The following is an 18,845-nucleotide window of genomic DNA, read 5'->3' as shown; positions in this document are numbered from 1 at the left end:
TTTTAAGGGGTACTCCTTTCCCTATGTACTCTTTCCTTATCTATTATACAAAAAATGTATGATCAATTCAAATTTTTCTGAATTCATTCTGTAAAATAGGACATTTAGCTGATAAGGCAACGACTTACCAGCGTGAAGGTATTCATCTTAATAAATTATTCAAACGTACCTTTTATGATCGTTTCTTTATGCGAAATCATTTTTTGTCCTTTAGCAATAACAGTATCAATCGTTAAGTCTTGTTTATCAAGCAGAACAATATCTGCATCATTTTGAATTGCAAGCTCACCTTTTCCTTTTAGTTTAAGAGCGTTTGCGACATTACGTGTGACTACTTGAAGAGCTTGCTCAAGCGGGATGCCTTCTTCTATAACTGATGCACGCACTTCATTATAAAGAGAACGTATCTCGCCAATTCCAAGGCCGGTAAACTCCCCTTTGTCATTGAATCTAGGCAGACTTCCTTGAGCATCTGAGGTGAATGTAACAAGAGAAAGATCTATCCCGCGTGAGAGGATTTTCTTAAACGCTTTACTGCATTTCAAGTCAGATTCGCCCTCATGAGGCAAGTTGCTCGTTGTTAAATCAATGCGCCCTCCATTACTCGCATAGATAATCCCGGCTTGGAGCAAATCTTTATTTCTATTAATATGCGTAGGTAAGAATTGAGTGATTGGAATCTCTGTGGTCCTTGCAATCTCTTCTAATAATGAAAGCTTATCTGCACCGTCGCCGATGTGAACATTTACGATCCCTCCCTTTCCAGAGAGCATACCTCCCACCCTAGCTTCTGCCGCAAGCCTTTTTAACTCGTTAAGCTCTGGCTGTGCCGACCGGTGATCAGAAATCGCCACTTCCCCCACTCCAATAACTTCTTGAATCAGCATTAGATCCGTCTCAATTCTCCCTGTCACAGGCTGAATGGGCACGTGATAAGATCCAGTATGCACAAAGCAAGTAATCCCTTCTTCTGTTAATCCTTTTGCTTTAGCAATCAAATCTGTCATTGTACGAGAGAAGCCATCTGTACCTAATACTCCCACAATGGTTGTCACTCCGGCTTTCGTCGCCTCTGTTAACGTTAATTCAGGTGTTCTTGTACTAAATCCCCCTTCTCCACCCCCGCCAATAATATGAACGTGGCTGTCAATAAAGCCAGGCACTACATGCATACCTTGAGCATTAATCATCTCAACACCTACAGTGCCTGCAAGTGTTATATTTTCATCAATCGCTAGAATTTTACCTCCTCCGATGAGGACATCCTTTTTTCCTATGTAATCAGGTGTAAATACATCTCCGTTTTTAAGCAATGTTAACATTTCTACCACCATCCTTGATTTTAAGTATAACAAAAAGATATCATTATATGAAAATTATGAATAATCCTTTATGAATTACATACTTTTTTAAAAATTAGAGGACAAATACCTAAAAAGTCAGAAAATTCCCTATTCACAGAGAAGCTTTTATGCTATAGTAAGTTCACGAAATTATTTTACTGTATTAAAGGAGGAATACGTTGTGTCGCTAAAGGAAGATGTGGGTCGTGAGCAATGGGCCTCGCGGCTAGGATTTATTTTAGCTGCGATGGGGTCAGCAGTAGGTTTAGGTAACGTATGGCGCTTTGCCTATGTTACAGGAGAAAATGGTGGTGCAGCATTCTTGCTCATTTACCTAGCTTGTATTTTATTAATCGGGATTCCAATTGTAATGGCGGAGTTTACAATTGGACGTAAAGCGAAAAGTGATGCAGTCGGTTCATTTGAAAAGCTTGCTCCAGGGAAGCCTTGGAAGATAGCCGGACTGATGGGAGTAGCTGCTGCATTTATGATTCTATCCTTTTACGGAGTCATCGCAGGGTGGATTTCTTACTATTTCGTCAATTATCTGACAGGAAACCTGTGGACTGCTCCTGAAGGCGGTTATGAAGGATTTTTTGTTGACTTTATTACTAATCCATACCATCCGCTGTTATGGCAATTCCTCTTTATGGCTGCGACCATTGCCATTGTCTATGTTGGAGTTAAAAAAGGGATTGAACGTTCAAACAAAATTTTAATGCCATTATTAGGTGTATTATTAATTGGTCTTTCTGCTTATGGATTAACTCTTGGTGGAGCTAGAGAAGGTCTAGCCTTTCTTTTCAGTCCTGATTGGAGCGCTCTAACAGATCCGAATATTTATCTAGCAGCCCTTGGACAAGCCTTTTTCTCATTAAGTCTAGGTATGGGTGCCCTAATTACGTATGGTAGTTATTTATCTAATAAAGAACGACTGCCTGGTGCTGCAGCGAGTGTTGCAGGTCTTGATACGTTATTTGCGATTGTAGCCGGCATTATGATCTTCCCTGCTGTTTTTGCATTTGGAATTGAGCCAGCAAGTGGCCCTGGTCTTGTATTCATGATCATGCCTGATGTATTTGACAGTATTTCAATGGGCTGGTTATTCGGTCTATTATTCTTCTTCTTATTAGCAGCAGCTGCTCTTTCTTCAGCTGTATCTCTATTAGAAGTAGCGGTTGCTTATTTTATTCGCCGTTTCTCTTGGTCACGTAGAAAGGCAGCTCTAGTTATCGGGGGAATTATCTTCTTACTAGGTATCCCTTCTTCACTTGGTCAAGGCATTTTATCTAATGTAGCGATTATTGGTGGTCGTGATATTCTTGATTCAATCGATTTTATCGCATCAAATATTTTGCTTCCATTAGGCGGTTTAATGATTGCTTTGTTTATGGGCTGGGGTTTTAAGAAAGCAGATGCATTATCTGATTCTGACTTCGGTGATACGTGGCTTGGAAATGCGTGGTTATTCTTATTACGTTATTTTGCACCGGTTGCCATCTTCATCATTTTCCTAAGTTCGATTGGATTATTGGATCTTATTCTTAATCTTTTCAGGTAATTACGTTAAAAACCGTGTGAGCAGAGTGCTCACACGGTTTTCTATGTTATGAGAAGATATGAGGGTTTTTACTTTTCTCTTTAAGAAGATCAAGCAGCAATCCCATCCCATGCTCAATCTTTTCAGGTGTTGCATGCGTGTAGTTCAAGCGCATGGTGTTCTTTTGCGCTACATCTGCATAGAACGGTTCCCCCGGAACATAAGCAACTCCTGCCTCTACTGCTTCTGGCAATAGAGCTGTTGTGTTAATTTCAGGAGCAAGTTCCAGCCAAAGGAACATGCCTCCCTTAGGTTTCACAAAACGAAGCCCATCAATATTTGCTTGTTCAATACAATTTACCATCATATTCATGCGGCTCTCATATACGCGTATTAACTGCTGAATATGAGCATCTAAATCAAAATGCATACATAGCTGGTATAACGCGTGTTGAGACAAAGAATTAGAATGCAGGTCATTTGCCTGTTTAGCTTGGGCCATCATACGAATGACTTGAAATGGTCCTGCTACCCATCCCGTTCGAAGAGCAGGTACTGCCGTTTTTGAGAAAGTACTTGTATACAGAACTTGTGTCCCGTCATCTAGAGCGGCAAGCGGAGTATAGGTCTCATCTTGACGGAATTGAATATCACCATACGGGTCATCTTCTAAAATAATGACATTGCCTTTTTCTGCTTGGCTCAAGAGCTGCTGTCTGCGCTCAAGCGACCATACTCGGCCTGCTGGATTAGAAAAAGTTGGCACGACATAGATTGCTTTTGGTTTGTACTGCTTCATTTTTCTTTCTAGATCATCCGGAAGCATCCCGTTATCATCTGAAGCTACAGCCACGACCTTCGCTTCATAGGATTTAAATACTTGCAGGGCAGCAAGGTAAGTTGGATCTTCTGTTAAAATGACATCACCCGGATTCAGCATTACACGTGAAAACAGATCAATAACCTGCTGCGAACCGGTAGTAAGCATAACATTTTCAGCAGAATAGCTCGTAATCCCTTTTCTGCTCATTCTCTCTAAAATGACTTCTCTAAGCGGAAGGTACCCCTCTGTTTCTGTATATTGAAGAGACTTTTTGCCTGACTCAAACACCTTAGCAAACGATTCTTCAATTCCTTCGATCGGAAACAGCTCATCATCAGGAAGGCCTCCTGCAAATGAAATGATATCTCCTCTTCCTACGACTTTTAAAATATCACGAATGGCTGATGATTGTAGATGACGGATTCTCTTTGCAAACGCGTATTTCATATGTGACACCTCTAACATTTTATATTTGGATAATAGTTCAATAGTATCTGATTTATTAGAAATGTCAATCAATTTTTAACTGTATCTAGAGGAAACCTGCTTTCACTCGTTAATTTTGTGATTAGTTCAGTAAATGGAAGAGGCTTTGTCCATACAAACCCTTGCATCTCATCACAGTCGAGACTTCTAAGCAGCGCTACATGATCATAGGACTCTACGCCTTCCGCTATCACTTTCATCCCCATATTATGACCCATTGAGACAATCGATTTTATAATCGTTTGATTTGTATTTGTTTGCACTCGCAAAAATGATTTATCAATTTTTAATTTATCAATCGGATACTGACTTAAATACTGTAAGGATGAATAACCTGTTCCAAAATCATCAATCGACACATGGACTCCTAGCTCACGTAAAGCAGTCAGCTTCTCCATCACATGAGCCTCATCCTCCATCGCCACAGATTCTGTGATTTCAAGTTCAAGTGAAGAGGCATTTAACCCGGCTTCTTCTAGGGCATTTGTGATGATCTCAACAAGGTTTGGCTGTACAAATTGAACCGGTGACAAATTAACAGCCATTTTAACCGGCCGCCCTAACTCCCTTTCTAACTTCAAGGCATAGTGACAAGCTTGCTCAATAACCCATTTCCCAATTGGAATAATTAAACCCGTTTTTTCTGCCACTTCAATAAATTCAAAAGGAGACACCATTCCTAAAGCAGAACTCTTCCAACGCAGCAAGGCCTCCACACCAGATAAATCTCCACTTTCAAGGCAGGCCTGCGGGTGAAACACAAGTGTAAATTCATTTTTAGCTATCGCATGGCGGAGTTCGTTTTCAATAATCATCTCACGGATCGAGCCTGTGCTCATTTCCTTTTCATAAAATTGAATAGAACCATGTGTAGAATCTTTGATCGTGTGCAGGGCAACTTCTGCTTGTCTAATTAATTCATTCACATCAATTAAAGCATTAGATGAGATACTCAGCCCTACGCTTAAATTAACATGAAAATAGAATTCATCGAGCTGCAAAGGTTCATTGAAGCACTCCAGAATATTATTAATAAAAGGAATGACAGCATCTTGTGGATTGCTTTCGATAAATGAAAGGATGAACTCATCGCTGCCCAATCGAGCTAGGTGAATACGCGGGAGACACTTTTCATTCAATAGGTGGCTCACTTCTTTTACAAGACGATTTCCCGCCTCAATTCCCATAGCATCATTTACCGTTTTTAAGCGGTTTAATCCGATTGTTGCGACAACGACAGATTCGTCGCTTTTTAATGCATTTAACTGCTCTTTCACATGCTCTTGAAAGGCTCTTCTATTTAATAAACCTGTCACTTCATCATGATAAGCTAAGTATGTAATCTGTTCTTCTTGTTTTTTTCGTTCAGTAATATTTCGTATCGAAACAAGACGCACCTTTTTTTTCTTATAAGGGTAGGGTCGGCCCTGCACCTCTATATGAATGGTTGTCCCATCTTTATGAAGTGCCCTTAGTTCAAAAGGTTCGATTAATCCATTAACAATTGCATCCTGCGCTTTGATCCAATCCTCCGGTGAAATTAGTTCAAAGACAGATAAATGAATCAATTCCTTACGTGTGTAACCAAATAAAACAGCCGATTCTTCATCTACACTGATAATCTTTCCTTGGTCATGAATTAAGGTGCCTTCAAATCTAGTATTTACGAGTTGTTCTAGCTGCTCTTCAATCTCATTCATTAATTCAGTGCGCTGATCAGTTGGATAAAATAATAAATATGATTCGCGCGAGGCGGTATTCAGTATATTTTTATAAACGATATAATCTTGTCCCTGAATTTTCATATTCTGTTTCGTTAATTGATTTGTCACGTTTGGCAATTGTGCAAGTATAGCAGCGAGCTGTTTTTGCGGGTGAAACATTACCTTTTCGGTGTAGCTGTTATATGTAAGGATTTTATGAGTTTCTGAGAAAATCGCTACTGGTAATTCTAGGTCGTTACATATGTTTAAAATGGCATCCCATTTCTCCTGTATCACCTACACCCCTCCTTATGATTTTCATGCAGTACTATTATACCATGTGAAGAGGTGTTTCTTTTCAACAAACTACAAAGGTTTCCAAATCAGTTACCTCTTAGCAGCCATAATACTAGGATACTTGCTTCTGACATTTTACGAGTGTACTTTTCACACCGAGCGCAGAATCTTCAATCTCATCGATCGTATGAAACCCTTCTCGTTCATAAAAAGCCCTTGCATCCTCATTTTCCTTTTCTACATATACATACAAGTGAGGTTTGTTTGCAGCCTTGGCAATATCAATTATTTTATTTACTAATAACTGCCCAAGTCCTTTTCGCTGTGAGTCCGGTAAAATGTATATTCTTGATAATTCCAGCCCATCTAAATAAGGAACAGCTTGCGCGAAACCTATACACTGACCCTCGTCTTCTGCCACTATAAATCCACAATCATTCCGTTCTGAGCATATTTGAATTGATTTTTTTAACCTCTCAATCTCATACGCTTTTTGAAGAAAATTCTCTATAACGTCCATAGAATATAAACGTTTATATGTGTGCTTCCATGTTATTTCTGCAATGCTCTGTATTTCTTTTGCATCTCTCACTTCTGCTTGCCGAATCATCCGATCATCCCCTAATTTAATAAGCTTATTATAGAGATTAGCTATAAAAGGATAAACTCCTGCCTAATTATGACAATCCTCAGCAAAGAAAGCATTTATGCTGCCAACTGTGAATGTGCTGCTGCTTTAATTGTATTTTTTCAAGATGTTTATGCCTTGCCCTTAAAGGTGATTGTGCTGACTGGTCCAGTTATTGGAACAGTTGCGGGCTATATTGCGCCCTTCTCCTTTATTGCTCCTATTCATCCTGTATATGCATCACTGACAAGCAGATTCGTATTCCTCTATTAACTAATTGAGGCACTCCTAACAAACAAGAGAGCTACCTAATAATATGAGGCAACTCTCTAAAACTCTTCTTATAATTAATCCCAGTCGACAGATACTACTTCACCTGTTGCTGCATCAACATCTACGTCTACTTCTTGGCCATCTTGTTCAATCTCAATTTCATAGACTAAGATTCCATCCTCACGATCTAATTCAACCTCATCAATCGTGCCCCCTCCTACGTGATTTAGTGCGGTTTCAACTGCTTGTTCTTTTGTGATTTTTATAAAGTCGTGATCAGACTTATTCGTTGACTCTAGGCTGCTTCTTTCTTTATCGTCCTCATTAGCCCTATGACTGATTGCTTTATTACGAATATCATCTTCAATGTACAGCACCTCACCTGTTGTTGCATCAATGTAGACGTCTCCATCTTCTCCTGCAACCTTCACTTCAATTTCATATACAAAGCGACCATCTTTCATTTCTAGCTCTACATCTTTTATACCCGCTTTATCAAATAGAGAAAGAACCTCTTTTTTGGCTTCGCCTACATTTACCTTCATTTGATTTTTCACTGGAGTTTTTAGAAGATCATCATCAATCGATAAAACATCACCTGTGATAGCATCAATATCAAAGTCATAATCGTTTCCGTTAAAATATAATTCAACCTCATAGATAAGCTTCCCATCTTCATGGTCAAGCTCTACTTCTTTTACAGAGCCATCTAAAATAGCTTGCGCTGCTTTAACTGCTTCTTCTTTTGTAATCTGATCTTTGGCTTGATTGTCATCCTTTTCTGTTACGGTTTCAGTGTTTGTTGCTACCGTATTTTCATATGAAACGAACTTACCAGCATCAGAAGCAGAAGCTCCTACTGCAGCACCTCCAGCTAATAAAGCACTTGAGAAAATGGCTACCCACTTTTTCATAATGAATCTCTCCTTTTTGTGTGTTTTTTGTTTGTGTGTTTTCTTTATGTCTTAATCATATACACACGAAATGAAAACACCCTTAAAGGAAAATGAGAAATTGATGAGAATCCATGAGAAAACAAAAAGCCCGGTATTTAGCCGGACCTTTTAATCTTCCCATATGATATTTACTACTTCTCCGGTTAATGCATCAATCCAAACATAGGCATCATAGCCTTCTGCGTCATTTTCGACTTCAACTTCATAATAAAGGCGGCCATCTTTTTCCTCAAGGTCGACATCATCTACTTCTCCCGTTACTTTTGAAAGGGCAATTCGTGCGGCTTCCGCTTCTCCAATAGGTTCACCTTTTGTCTCATTATTTTGATTGCTAGAAGCACCTGGATGCTCTCCTTCATCTACTAGAGAGTAACTGATTGTCTCGCCCGTTACAGCATTAATAATCAATCGTGATTCCCCTGCACCCTCCTGCATCATCACTTCATAGGAAGAGTCTTCTGATTGTGCTTCACTAACAAGGTCAATACTTGAGATAACCACCTCATCCCCATACTCTTCTTTTACCAGACTTTTCACTTCTTCTACAGTTAGTTTCTCGGCCTCATCAGTTGAACCTGGGCTTCCTACCTCTTCTCTTGCGATGGATTGTTCTAACGATAAAATATCTCCCGAAGCCGCATCAACTATAATCAAATAAATACCGCCATCTGATAACAATTCAATTTCAAAGACACTTGTTCCATCAGCTAACGTTTTGTTTACTGAACTGATCGTGCCTCCAAACTGGGATCCTATCAGCTCCCGGACTTCTTCTTCATCCAATGAAGCTTCTGCCGGCTGCATCATAAACATACCTAATCCAATCACCAAAATACCGACAACGCCTGCTGCGATCCACTTATATTTCTTACTCATCCACCTTTTCACCTCCACTTTGTTTTTCATTGACTTGTGAAAAGAAGATTCTAAATGTCGTCCCTTTTCCTTCTTCACTTTGAACATCTACTTTTGCTCCGTGCGCGTCAATAATTGCTTTGGCAATGGACAAACCTAAACCACTTCCGCCCGTCTGCCTGCTTCTAGCCTTATCCACTCTAAAGAAACGTTCGAATACATTTGGGATATCATCTTTCGGGATACCAATTCCTTTATCTTGAATAGAGAGTAGAACATTATTTATCTTTTGATCAAGCGTGATCCTAATGTCACCATCGCTGTATTTCAATCCATTCTCAACAAATATAAATAGAAGCTGTTTGATTCGCTCTGGATCACCGAGTATATAGATGGGCTTCTCATTAGCTGTGACAACGATCTCTCTACGATATGCTTGCCTAAGCCGTTTCGCTGTATCTTCGGCCGACTTTACAAGGTCTATTTGCTGAAGAATGACGGTTTTATCTGGTTCTCCTGTAGCAAGGGCCAGCATCTGTTTTGTTAAGCCTTTCATCCGCTGGGACTCATCATAGATGGCATCTACAGCTTCTTCTAACAGGTCAGGCTTCTTCATACCCCATCTTTTTAGGAGGCTTGCATAACTTTCGATCACTGTTAGAGGGGTTCGGAGCTCATGGGAGGCATCTGAGACAAAACGCTGCTGCTTATCATAATTTTCTTCTAACAGCTCCATCATTTCATTAAAGGTATGACTCATTTGAGCTAACTCGTCTTTCGCACCAAGCTTGATATCAATCTTCTGAAAAGACCCGCTTCCTCTAATGCCTTGCATCGTGTTCATTAACGTTTGAACTGGCATTAATATGAGCCTGCCCAGTGCCCGTCCTGCAAAATAAGCAGGGATAAGAATCAATACGGATGCAATCATTAATACGATTCTAAGGATAGAAAGAGTGGATTCAAGTGTAGTAAGCGGATGAATTAATTCCAAAGAAACAACGGTACCATCCACCCAAATCACCGGAAACCGGTTAAGGGAATAGGTTTGTTCTTGATAGCCGATTACTTGCCCGCTCTCCCTATTACTGAATTCGGCAGGGATTAAGCGCAGATCAGGCTCCTTTGTTACCGTTAAGGCAGATGAGCCGTCTTCACGGATCACACGGAGCATGCCCTCTCCGGTACCATAGGATGTAAGCCATAGATCCGATTGGCTCCCCTGGGCTGATTCAGCAATTGTTTGCAATTGCGTCTGCATTCTCTCTAGTTCAGCATTGGTGGCAAATTGTTGGAATAAAAAATAGATACTGCCATTGACTAACACAAGCAATAGAAACAAAAAGCCCGTCGAAAAAAGAGTAATTCGCTTTGATATACTCATGTAGTAGATTCCTTCATGACATAGCCGACCCCTCTGACCGTATGAATGAGAGGAGCATCAAACGGTTTATCGAGCTTTTGCCTAATGTAGCGGATATAGACATCGACGACATTCGTATCGCCAAAATAGTCAAATCCCCATACATGCTCAAGTATTTGCTCTCTTGTCATTACCTGCTGGGTATGACTCAGCAAATAGACAAGTAAATCAAATTCCCGCGGAGTAAGCTCAATCGTTGTTTCTCCGCGTTTAATTTCTCGTGTTCGTTCATTTACATACAAATCAGCTAACGTTAAGTCACCTTCATCAATCTGTGTACCGCTTGTACTGAGTTGAGTTCTGAGGCAGGCTCTTATGCGTGCTAACAGCTCTTCAATCTCAAAAGGCTTAGTCACATAATCATTTGCACCTTGATCAAGGCCCATCACTTTATCTACTATGGTATCGCGAGCCGTTAACATAATAACGGGAGTCGTATTCCCTTCCTTCCGTATTCTTCTTAACACTTCCATTCCGCTTAATCTCGGCAGCATCACATCTAGCAGGATCAGAGACCATCCACCTTGCTCGATCTGCTCTAGTGCGCTTAGTCCATCTGCTGCAATCTCTGTTTCGTAGCCTTCATGTTCAAGCTCTAATTCTATGACTCGAGCAATATTCGCTTCATCTTCAACAATTAGAATTTGGGCATTGTTCACTTACAACGCACTCCCTCATGTTTTTTTCTAAAGTGTACATGAAAAGCAGTAAATTTAAAAATGTTCCTGCTCGCATAAAAAAGACCTGCGAATGATTTCATCTCAATGATTTCATCCGTAGGCCTAGTCAAATTATTCAGCAGTGATGGCAGTATACTGTGATTGAACGAGGCCAAAGTACGTTCCTCTTTGACTCATCAGTGAATTATGCGTCCCTTCTTCTATCACATTCCCATGATCAAGAACAATAATATGGTCAGCATCTCTTATCGTTGATAGTCGATGGGCTATCATTACAGCAGTACGGTTATGAAGCAGCTTTTTTAGACCGGCTTGTATTTTAAGCTCTGTCTCTGTATCAATACTTGCCGTAGCTTCATCTAAAATTAATATTTTCGGATCAGCGAGCAATGCTCTGGCAAATGAGAGCAATTGCCTCTCTCCAACAGATAAAACATTCCCTTTTTCTTCAACCTCTGTGAAATAGCCTTTATCCAACCGCTCGATAAAGGAATGCGCACCAATCGCTTTAGCTGCTGTCATGACTTCCTCGTCAGTCGCTTGCGGCTTACCGAAACGTATATTATCCATAATGGTTCCAGCAAATATGAACGTATCTTGCAAGACATAACTAACATTCGTTCTTAATTCATCAATCTGCAAATCCCGTAAATCAACGCCATCTAACGTGATCGAGCCTTTTGTTGGGTCATAAAATCTGCTCATTAAATTGACAATGGTTGATTTACCTGAACCCGTGTGACCAACCAACGCAATAGTTTGGCCGGCTTTAAATGTTAAGTTGATTTCATTTAAAGCACGTCGTTTCTCATCATAGGCAAATTCCACTTGATCAAAAACAATTTCACCCTTTACATCCTTAAGGGTCTTTGGATGTTTGGCCTCAGGTACAGACGGCTTTTCATCTAGGAATTCAAAGATCCTCTCCGATGAGGCCATCCCTACTAACAGCTGGTTATACACTTGGCCAAGTCTTGAGATCGGCTCCCAGAACATGCCTAAGTAAAAAGCAAAGGAAACAAATACCCCGATGGTAACGGCACCCGTTTGATAAAGGTGGGCACCATACCAAATAAGAATAACAGCACCTACCAAGCTTGCCATTTCAACAAAAGGACGAAATAGTGCATTCATACGCGTAGCCGTCTTCCAGCTTTCATAATTATCCGTATTCACTTGATCAAAGAATTCCATATTCTGTTTTTCTTGAGAATAGGCTTGAGTGACGCGAATCCCTTGAATGCTCTCATTTAGATGAGAATTTAATTTTGATTGACGCACCCTCACAACCTGCCAAGACCTGCGGATTTTTCTACGCAATTTAGTTGAAATGATGAACATAATCGGCAACACAATGAGAATCAAAACCGCAAGCTCGGGACTAAGTGTAAATAAGATAATCACAATTCCAACGAGCATAATAATGTCCATCAATAAGTTAACAACACCATTCGTAAATAGATCCTGCATCGAGTTCACGTCATTGACCACTCGAACTAGAATAGATCCTCCTGAACGCTGGTCAAAAAAACGGTGAGACAACCGTTGAATATGTTTAAATAATGCCTGTCTAATATCATAAATAATATGCTGCCCTAGTTCATTCATCCATCTAATTCGAAAGACATTCGCTGCATAAGCAATGATGTACAGAGCGAGAACGATTCCTGCGTACGTATAAACGAGAGTGAGATCGTTCGTTGCAATGGCTCGGTCTAAGGCATATACCCCAATAAAGATAGGAACAGCTAATCTCACTGCCGTTGCTAATAGCATGACAAATATCGTTTTTGGTAAAAGGGTCCAAGCATAAGGCTTCATATACCCTAAAAGCCTTACCATTTGTGACCAGTTGAATGGTTTTTCAATCACTTGTTCTGTTGAATAATGAAATCGGACTTTCTTCTCTGTATGCTGCATAATTGCTACACCTCCTTATGCTTGTTGCAACACATATTCTTGGTCTTGATTTTGGATATCGTAAATTCTTCGGTATAACCCTTCTTTGTGCTGAAGTAACTGTTCATGAGTGCCGCGCTCTACAATTTCACCTCGATCTAGAACCAATATCTCATCTGCCTGTTTTACAGAAGAGATTCGGTGAGCGATGATAAACGTGGTACGCCCCTTCATCAGCTCGCGAAATGCTTGCTGAATTTTCACTTCTGTCTGCATATCAACCGCACTTGTTGCGTCGTCTAAAATAAGGATGCTTGGATTCATAATAATCGCGCGGGCAATCGCAATACGCTGCTTTTGACCTCCGGATAATCCAAGACCACGTTCACCGAGCACGGTATCATATCCATCAGGCAGTTCCGTTATAAATTCGTGAGCATCAGCCCGGATACTTGCAGCAATAATTTCTTCCATTGAAGCATCAGGACGACCGTATGCTAAGTTATCACGAATGGTCGAGGAGAAAAGAAACGTTTCCTGCATCACAGTTCCAATATGATGTCTCAAGTGGCTTAGTGAATAATTTTCTATCGGTTTGCCATCTATCGTAATCTCACCTGAGCTTTTTTCATAAAACCTTGTAATCAATTGAGCGATACTAGATTTACCTGAACCGGTCGCACCGACTAAGCCAATCGTTTTCCCTTCTCCGGCATGAAAAGTCAGGCTGCTTAAAGCCGGACGATCACTCTCTCCGTAATGCAAGCTGACATCCTTAAAAGAGACTTCCCCTACTAAGCGTGGATTGCTGCTCTCTTCTTTTCTATCTGCAGCATCCAGCCTCTCCTCTTCATCAAGAATCTCTAACAAGCGCTCACCTGAAGCTTTAGATTGTGAAAACATATTAATAATAAAACCTAAGTTCATAATCGGCCCGATAATATACCAAACTAAACTAAAGAAAGCGACTAACTCACCTGGCTGGAGGCTTCCTTGAATGACCAGATATCCTCCAAAAGCAAGCAGAAAAACAGCCGATAGATTTCCAATGAACTCCATCAACGGAAAGTAATTTCCCCATATTTTAGAAATATCTAAGTGCTTTTGTTTATAATCATCATTGGTCTGATCAAACCTTGAAATTTCTTCATCTTCCTGCGAAAGAGCTTTAACCGTATGAACCCCGCTTACATTCTCTTGCACTTTTGTGTTAAGCCTTGCGAGAGATTTACGAATTCCCCGAAATCCGGGATGGACCCGTTTATCAAACTTCCAAACGACTACAGCTAGGAAGGGCAGCATCACCATCGTCACAAGTGTCAGTGGAACAGAGTAGTAAAACATAACCCCCATACTAAAGCAGACAAGGAGAACAAAGTTTACAAGCTGCGCACAACCGAATGATAAGAAGAAACGAAACGTCTCCACATCTCCTGTTAGACGTGACATTAAATCTCCTGTTTTAGCATTGTCATAATAACGGAATGGTAAGAATTGAAGTTTCTCATATAACGAATTCCGTAAACGATGAACCGCTGTAATACCAAACAAATCCCCTAAATATTGATGGATATAGACAGCACCCCCTTTAACAGCCATGACAGCGATCAAGCCTAAAACGAGATAAGGGATGACCTCATACTGACCGCCAAGTACAGCATGATCAATTGTATATTGCAAAATAATTGGATACATAACGGTCATTCCTGTTACACCTATTAAGGCAACAAGCGACCAAATAAAGTAATTTTTATAAGGCCAATAAAAGCTCTTTAAGCGCTTAAACGTATCCATATGTACACCCGCCTTTTATTATCCAGATTCCTCCTTATTCATTCGTAACTCGAATGATTTTTGGAGCAAATTTAATCATACTTCGAAGATAAGCACCTAGTCAACAGTCTATTTTAAATTTTCTGTCAGTTATAACCTATAAAAAACACACCACCGAAGTGATGTGTCTGTTTGTATTTATTGATTGCCTTGCGCTTTGTATTCCTTTTCTGTTCCATCTGCAAAATCAACTTCTAGCTCAAATTCAGTGTAAGATGGATCTAAATTAAAGACGGACATCACTTGGTCAATGACCTCTTCATCTGCTGCAGCTGAATCAAAATCTAACTGAGTGAAGTAGGCCTCAAGCTCCTGCATCGCTTCATCGCCTTCAAGGTCAATTCCTTCAAAGTCGTTGCGATACTTTGCTTCCATTCCGTCTTGTTCGCTTTCATAATCAACATCGACCTCTTGGTTATCTTGATACTCCACATCTAAATCGAAAGAAGTGAATGCATAACTGCCCTCTTCTCCATTTGTAACACCCGTTTCATCCGGTGCAGCAGCGTCATCGTTATCATCAAACATTGTATCGTCTTCTTCTACAGGCGCATCTGCTGGAGGCTCATCTACATTATCATTCCCTCCACAAGCAGCTAGAATCGTGATTAACCCAATGCTCATTAAAAACATTTTTAACATCTTCATTTATAAATTCCTCCAATTCATTTTTTAAAACTTATACCCGGTAATATGTACCATTAACCATGATACAAAGGTTAGTTTAAACAAAGAGCAGAGGAAATATACGTCTTCGCATGAGATTTGGCTTGTACAAAACGAAACACTAGATTAGCGCTATGTACATTGTACATTGGGTTAATGCTAATTGATGAACAGTACAAATTCTTCAGTGAGGAACATGAAAACAATGTCTCCCCTTGCCATAGTTGTTGATTTCCTCTGCAGGCACACGCTTTCCGCGGGCGGTCCGGAAGCCTCCTCGTCGCTACGCTCCTGTGGGGTCTTCCCTGGTCACGCACTTCCCGCAGGAGTCGGTGCCTTCCGCTCCAATCAACGGAGCTAATAGGTAGGTAAGTATCATCCTCATTGAACGATTAAGTGACTTATCTTTATAGTGAAGCTAATATAATTTGTGTTTCGATTGGTCTGATACAAATCGAAATCACTCCACTAAATCCGTTTTTCAGAAGATTACTTAGCGGATGAAATATGTGAAGACTTCTGCGGTGCCTAGAGCAGGGCTGAGAACCCACAGGGCTAAAGCCCGAGGAAGCTCAGCAGCTCACCGCGAAAAGCGAAGCATATTTCAGGAGCGGCAACCTTAAACTAACCAGAATGTTTGACAGCTTTTCAACTCCTTCAAAAGCCATCCTCGAATTCGATTGCCTTTCGCCCTAATCATCGGAGTGAATACACAAATAATTAAGTTCAAAATCAAAAAACGCAAAAAGACGACCTTTTTTATTAGAGTCGCCTTTTATACACACCACACTTCAGAATTTATAGACCTTACTTCAATCCCAACCTCTTACAAGCTTATAAATACTTACGGTGTACCTTCTTGCCATCATAGATAAATGTAATTTGTTTCTCATTAATAATTGATTCGATATGAACGGTTCTTCCCCATAGTTGATATAAATATGGAAGAACTTTTTCTAGGTAACTGACATCAAGCTCTGTTCCTTCAAATGCATGAGTAATGTAGAGTTCACCGTTCTTTAAATAGTCTCCATCGGTTACCGATAAATAAGGAAACCCTCCATTTACTCTTGAGGAAGCAAGCTGGTCTCTGACATGTTCCCACTCTTTATCTACTACCTTATATTCTGCACCTTGTTTTTGGAATAGATACATATCTTCACGCATCACAAGATCTTTGGTTAAATAGTTTCTTATAAAAGAAATATCCGATTCGATTTCTCTTACTTCATACATTTTTTCACGTCCGCTGCCAGGTTTTACACCTTGCCGCTCCTGCATTTCTTTTGTTGGATTATTATACCGCTCTTCAATATCCTCAAAGATTTTAAGCCCTAAATAATAAGGGTTAATCGACGTTTTTGAAGGCTGAACAACGCCTGCATTTAATTTTGCATATTCAATGGTCTCCTCACTTGTAAGGTCCATTTCTCGTAAGATTCTAGCATGCCAAAATGATGCCCAGCCTTCATTCATGATTTTCGTTTCTAACTGCGGCCAGAAATAGAGCATTTCCTCTCGCATCATAGTTAATATATCACGCTGCCACGGTTCAAGTTCACGGCTGTATTCTTCAATAAACAGGAGAATATCTTTTTCCGGGCTAGGAGGAAACTTTCGTTTTTTGGGTTTTATCTCTTCTGTTTTTGCTTTCTGATCAAGAGACCAAAGATCATCATAATCGCCTCGTTTTTTTACGATCGTACTATCTTCATCGTCATCCTTACTCCATGCCAGCTTCGGACGAACGAGGCTTGGGTCAATATGTTCTTGAATCGCAAGTACCGCATCTAAAAAATTCTCCACTTCTTCTTTTCCATACACATGCTCATAGTGCGCAATTCGGTCTGCGGTTGCACTCATACTCTCTACCATATCTCTTCTTGTATTTGAAAACCTTACATTATTTTTAAAGAAGTCACAATGTGCAAGGACGTGAGCAACAATTAATTTATTTTGAATTAACGAATTGCTGTCTAGTAAAAACGCATAACAAGGGTCTGAGTTAATAACGAGCTCATAGATTTTACTGAGGCCGAGGTCATATTGCAGCTTCATTTTATGAAATTGTTTTCCAAAGCTCCAATGTGAATAACGTGTCGGCATTCCATAGGCACCAAATGTATAGATAATTTCCGCAGGGCAAATCTCATATCTCATTTCATAAAAATCTAGTCCAAAGCCTTCTGCAATTTCTGTGATTTCAGCAATTGCATATTCAAGCTCCTTCCAGTTCTCATTCATTTTAAAATCCCCTCCTAAATGCTGCTTCCTTCATTTTATGAGAGGATAAGACAATTCATGAGAACAATTAATAGGAGAGTACTAAGATGATGCTCAAATAAAAGATTGTTCAACCATGCCCCTGCCACGGTCCACTAACACTTTAGCATAAGCACCATTTATCAATGTGAGCTGCGGCGGCATATGACCGCAATCAATGTCATACACGACGGGAATCCCAAGCTCTGTTTGTAATTCGCTGTAAACATCATGCACTGTATAATCTTGCACAGGCTGATTTGCACTGCTCCGGCCAAACATAATGCCAGTACAATGATCGAACCATCCAGCTAATTTCATATGCACAAGCGTTCTTTTTAAATCCGTTGTCGTTAATTCACAGTTTTCCAAATACCAAATAATCGGCTTTCCTTCACCAAACTGACTATAAAACTTCCTTACATCTCCATAAGGTGTTCCAATTAAATGTCTGATGACATCAATACAGCCGCCAAGTAATCTTCCCTCTAGAACAACTTTCTCATCATTGACTGCCCTCCAAGTTGTCGGTTCCGTTAAATGAAAGATGTGAGGACTAGGTTCTTCGAAATTCCATTCTTTTTGATAGACATCAGATGAGTGCTGAACAATACCTTCCCCTTGTTTTGTACATAAAACATGTTCCCACATGGCTGTTATTTCATCTGACTCTTCTCCCCGCAGGTCGATTAAATTCGTTCCATGAGCAGTAGCTATCCCTGTTTTCAGTGTGATTGCTAACAGCAATACACTCACATCCGAATATCCAAGCACCCACTTAGGCTGTATCGCTTTAAAATCTACACCATCCAGCATTTCAATTAACAATTCTCCGCCCCATGGTGGAATGATCGCATCAATATCCTGGTCCGCCATCATACCGTTAAACTCTTCTGCTCGTTTTGCTGCAGAAGCGGATCTTGCTTTTTCCTGAGTCCAGGCTGTTGCCCCACTCCTCACCTGATATCCTTTTGCTTCAAGCCGTGCACATGCTTGCTTTAAAAGAGGATGAAGATTGTCTAGGACTCCTGATGAAGGAGCAGTCACTCCTATTGTCGCGCTTTGTTTTAAGTGGGGGTAGGTAATCATGGGCTCTCTCCTCTGTAGTTTTAGCTATTTTAACAGGAAAACATTGGATCATCCAGCTTTTAGTAAACTAAAAAAGCTACAAATCCTTA

At 40.2% G+C, this 18,845-nt stretch carries 14 protein-coding genes; 1 reads left to right on the top strand and 13 read right to left on the bottom strand.

Annotated features, from left to right (window positions below):
* Positions 1-155: 155 nt before the first annotated feature.
* On the bottom strand, positions 156-1,322 hold the full coding sequence (gene iadA / locus PQ478_RS03655; RefSeq protein ID WP_289235860.1) for a beta-aspartyl-peptidase: 1,167 nt from the start codon (positions 1,320-1,322) through the stop codon (positions 156-158).
* A 202-nt stretch (positions 1,323-1,524) separates the two neighbouring features.
* On the opposite strand from iadA, the gene PQ478_RS03650 reads away from it, so the two are divergent.
* Positions 1,525-2,904, top strand: a complete 1,380-nt coding sequence (locus PQ478_RS03650; RefSeq protein WP_012957673.1) for a sodium-dependent transporter — start codon at positions 1,525-1,527, stop codon at positions 2,902-2,904.
* Positions 2,905-2,950: 46 nt separating this feature from the next.
* On the opposite strand, the gene PQ478_RS03645 is transcribed toward PQ478_RS03650, so the two are convergent.
* The 12 genes from PQ478_RS03645 to PQ478_RS03590 form a co-directional block, all read right to left on the bottom strand.
* A complete protein-coding gene (locus PQ478_RS03645) occupies positions 2,951-4,153 on the bottom strand; it encodes an aminotransferase-like domain-containing protein (RefSeq protein ID WP_289235859.1) in 1,203 nt (400 codons plus the stop codon).
* Between the two features lie 68 nt (positions 4,154-4,221).
* A complete protein-coding gene (locus PQ478_RS03640; protein WP_289235858.1) occupies positions 4,222-6,192 on the bottom strand; it encodes a putative bifunctional diguanylate cyclase/phosphodiesterase in 1,971 nt (656 codons plus the stop codon).
* A 112-nt stretch (positions 6,193-6,304) separates the two neighbouring features.
* Positions 6,305-6,802, bottom strand: coding sequence for a GNAT family N-acetyltransferase (locus PQ478_RS03635; RefSeq protein ID WP_289235857.1), 498 nt, complete (start codon positions 6,800-6,802; stop codon positions 6,305-6,307).
* Positions 6,803-7,167: 365 nt separating this feature from the next.
* Positions 7,168-8,007 carry a PepSY domain-containing protein gene (locus PQ478_RS03630; protein ID WP_289235856.1) on the bottom strand — a complete coding sequence of 280 codons (840 nt, stop codon included), beginning with the start codon at positions 8,005-8,007 and terminating at the stop codon, positions 7,168-7,170.
* A 150-nt stretch (positions 8,008-8,157) separates the two neighbouring features.
* Positions 8,158-8,925, bottom strand: a complete 768-nt coding sequence (locus PQ478_RS03625) for a PepSY domain-containing protein (RefSeq protein ID WP_289235855.1) — start codon at positions 8,923-8,925, stop codon at positions 8,158-8,160.
* The gene (locus tag PQ478_RS03620; RefSeq protein ID WP_289235854.1) at positions 8,918-10,288 is read right to left on the bottom strand and encodes a sensor histidine kinase; all 1,371 of its coding nucleotides are present in this window, start codon (positions 10,286-10,288) and stop codon (positions 8,918-8,920) included. The genes PQ478_RS03625 and PQ478_RS03620 overlap by 8 nt, the downstream gene beginning before the upstream one ends.
* A complete protein-coding gene (locus tag PQ478_RS03615; RefSeq protein WP_289235853.1) occupies positions 10,285-10,986 on the bottom strand; it encodes a response regulator transcription factor in 702 nt (233 codons plus the stop codon). Before PQ478_RS03615 ends, PQ478_RS03620 begins: the two co-directional genes overlap by 4 nt.
* A 132-nt stretch (positions 10,987-11,118) precedes the next feature.
* A complete protein-coding gene (locus PQ478_RS03610) occupies positions 11,119-12,927 on the bottom strand; it encodes an ABC transporter ATP-binding protein (RefSeq protein ID WP_289235852.1) in 1,809 nt (602 codons plus the stop codon).
* 15 nt (positions 12,928-12,942) lie between these two features.
* On the bottom strand, positions 12,943-14,700 hold the full coding sequence (locus PQ478_RS03605) for an ABC transporter ATP-binding protein (RefSeq protein ID WP_289235851.1): 1,758 nt from the start codon (positions 14,698-14,700) through the stop codon (positions 12,943-12,945).
* Between the two features lie 177 nt (positions 14,701-14,877).
* Entirely contained in the window at positions 14,878-15,387 is a 510-nt protein-coding gene (locus PQ478_RS03600; RefSeq protein WP_289235850.1) for a YusW family protein, read from the bottom strand.
* 852 nt (positions 15,388-16,239) lie between these two features.
* Positions 16,240-17,649, bottom strand: a complete 1,410-nt coding sequence (locus tag PQ478_RS03595; RefSeq protein WP_075683174.1) for a SpoVR family protein — start codon at positions 17,647-17,649, stop codon at positions 16,240-16,242.
* Positions 17,650-17,742: 93 nt separating this feature from the next.
* A complete protein-coding gene (locus tag PQ478_RS03590; RefSeq protein WP_289235849.1) occupies positions 17,743-18,756 on the bottom strand; it encodes a S66 family peptidase in 1,014 nt (337 codons plus the stop codon).
* Positions 18,757-18,845: the final 89 nt, after the last annotated feature.

The organism is Alkalihalophilus pseudofirmus, assembly GCF_029094545.1.
GTDB lineage: Bacteria > Bacillota > Bacilli > Bacillales > Bacillaceae_D > Alkalihalophilus > Alkalihalophilus pseudofirmus.
Note: the sequence above shows the minus strand (reverse complement) of the source record. Positions and strands in the feature narration are given on the sequence as shown.

What these genes read in the sequence shown, in the direction of transcription:
- iadA (WP_289235860.1), bottom strand. Translation starts at nt 1,322, where the DNA reads ATGTTAACATTGCTTAAAAACGGAGATGTATTTACACCTGATTACATA.
- PQ478_RS03645 (WP_289235859.1), bottom strand. Translation starts at nt 4,153, where the DNA reads ATGAAATACGCGTTTGCAAAGAGAATCCGTCATCTACAATCATCAGCC.
- PQ478_RS03635 (WP_289235857.1), bottom strand. Translation starts at nt 6,802, where the DNA reads ATGATTCGGCAAGCAGAAGTGAGAGATGCAAAAGAAATACAGAGCATT.
- PQ478_RS03630 (WP_289235856.1), bottom strand. Translation starts at nt 8,007, where the DNA reads ATGAAAAAGTGGGTAGCCATTTTCTCAAGTGCTTTATTAGCTGGAGGT.
- PQ478_RS03625 (WP_289235855.1), bottom strand. Translation starts at nt 8,925, where the DNA reads ATGAGTAAGAAATATAAGTGGATCGCAGCAGGCGTTGTCGGTATTTTG.
- PQ478_RS03620 (WP_289235854.1), bottom strand. Translation starts at nt 10,288, where the DNA reads ATGAGTATATCAAAGCGAATTACTCTTTTTTCGACGGGCTTTTTGTTT.
- PQ478_RS03610 (WP_289235852.1), bottom strand. Translation starts at nt 12,927, where the DNA reads ATGCAGCATACAGAGAAGAAAGTCCGATTTCATTATTCAACAGAACAA.
- PQ478_RS03605 (WP_289235851.1), bottom strand. Translation starts at nt 14,700, where the DNA reads ATGGATACGTTTAAGCGCTTAAAGAGCTTTTATTGGCCTTATAAAAAT.
- PQ478_RS03600 (WP_289235850.1), bottom strand. Translation starts at nt 15,387, where the DNA reads ATGAAGATGTTAAAAATGTTTTTAATGAGCATTGGGTTAATCACGATT.
- PQ478_RS03595 (WP_075683174.1), bottom strand. Translation starts at nt 17,649, where the DNA reads ATGAATGAGAACTGGAAGGAGCTTGAATATGCAATTGCTGAAATCACA.
- PQ478_RS03590 (WP_289235849.1), bottom strand. Translation starts at nt 18,756, where the DNA reads ATGATTACCTACCCCCACTTAAAACAAAGCGCGACAATAGGAGTGACT.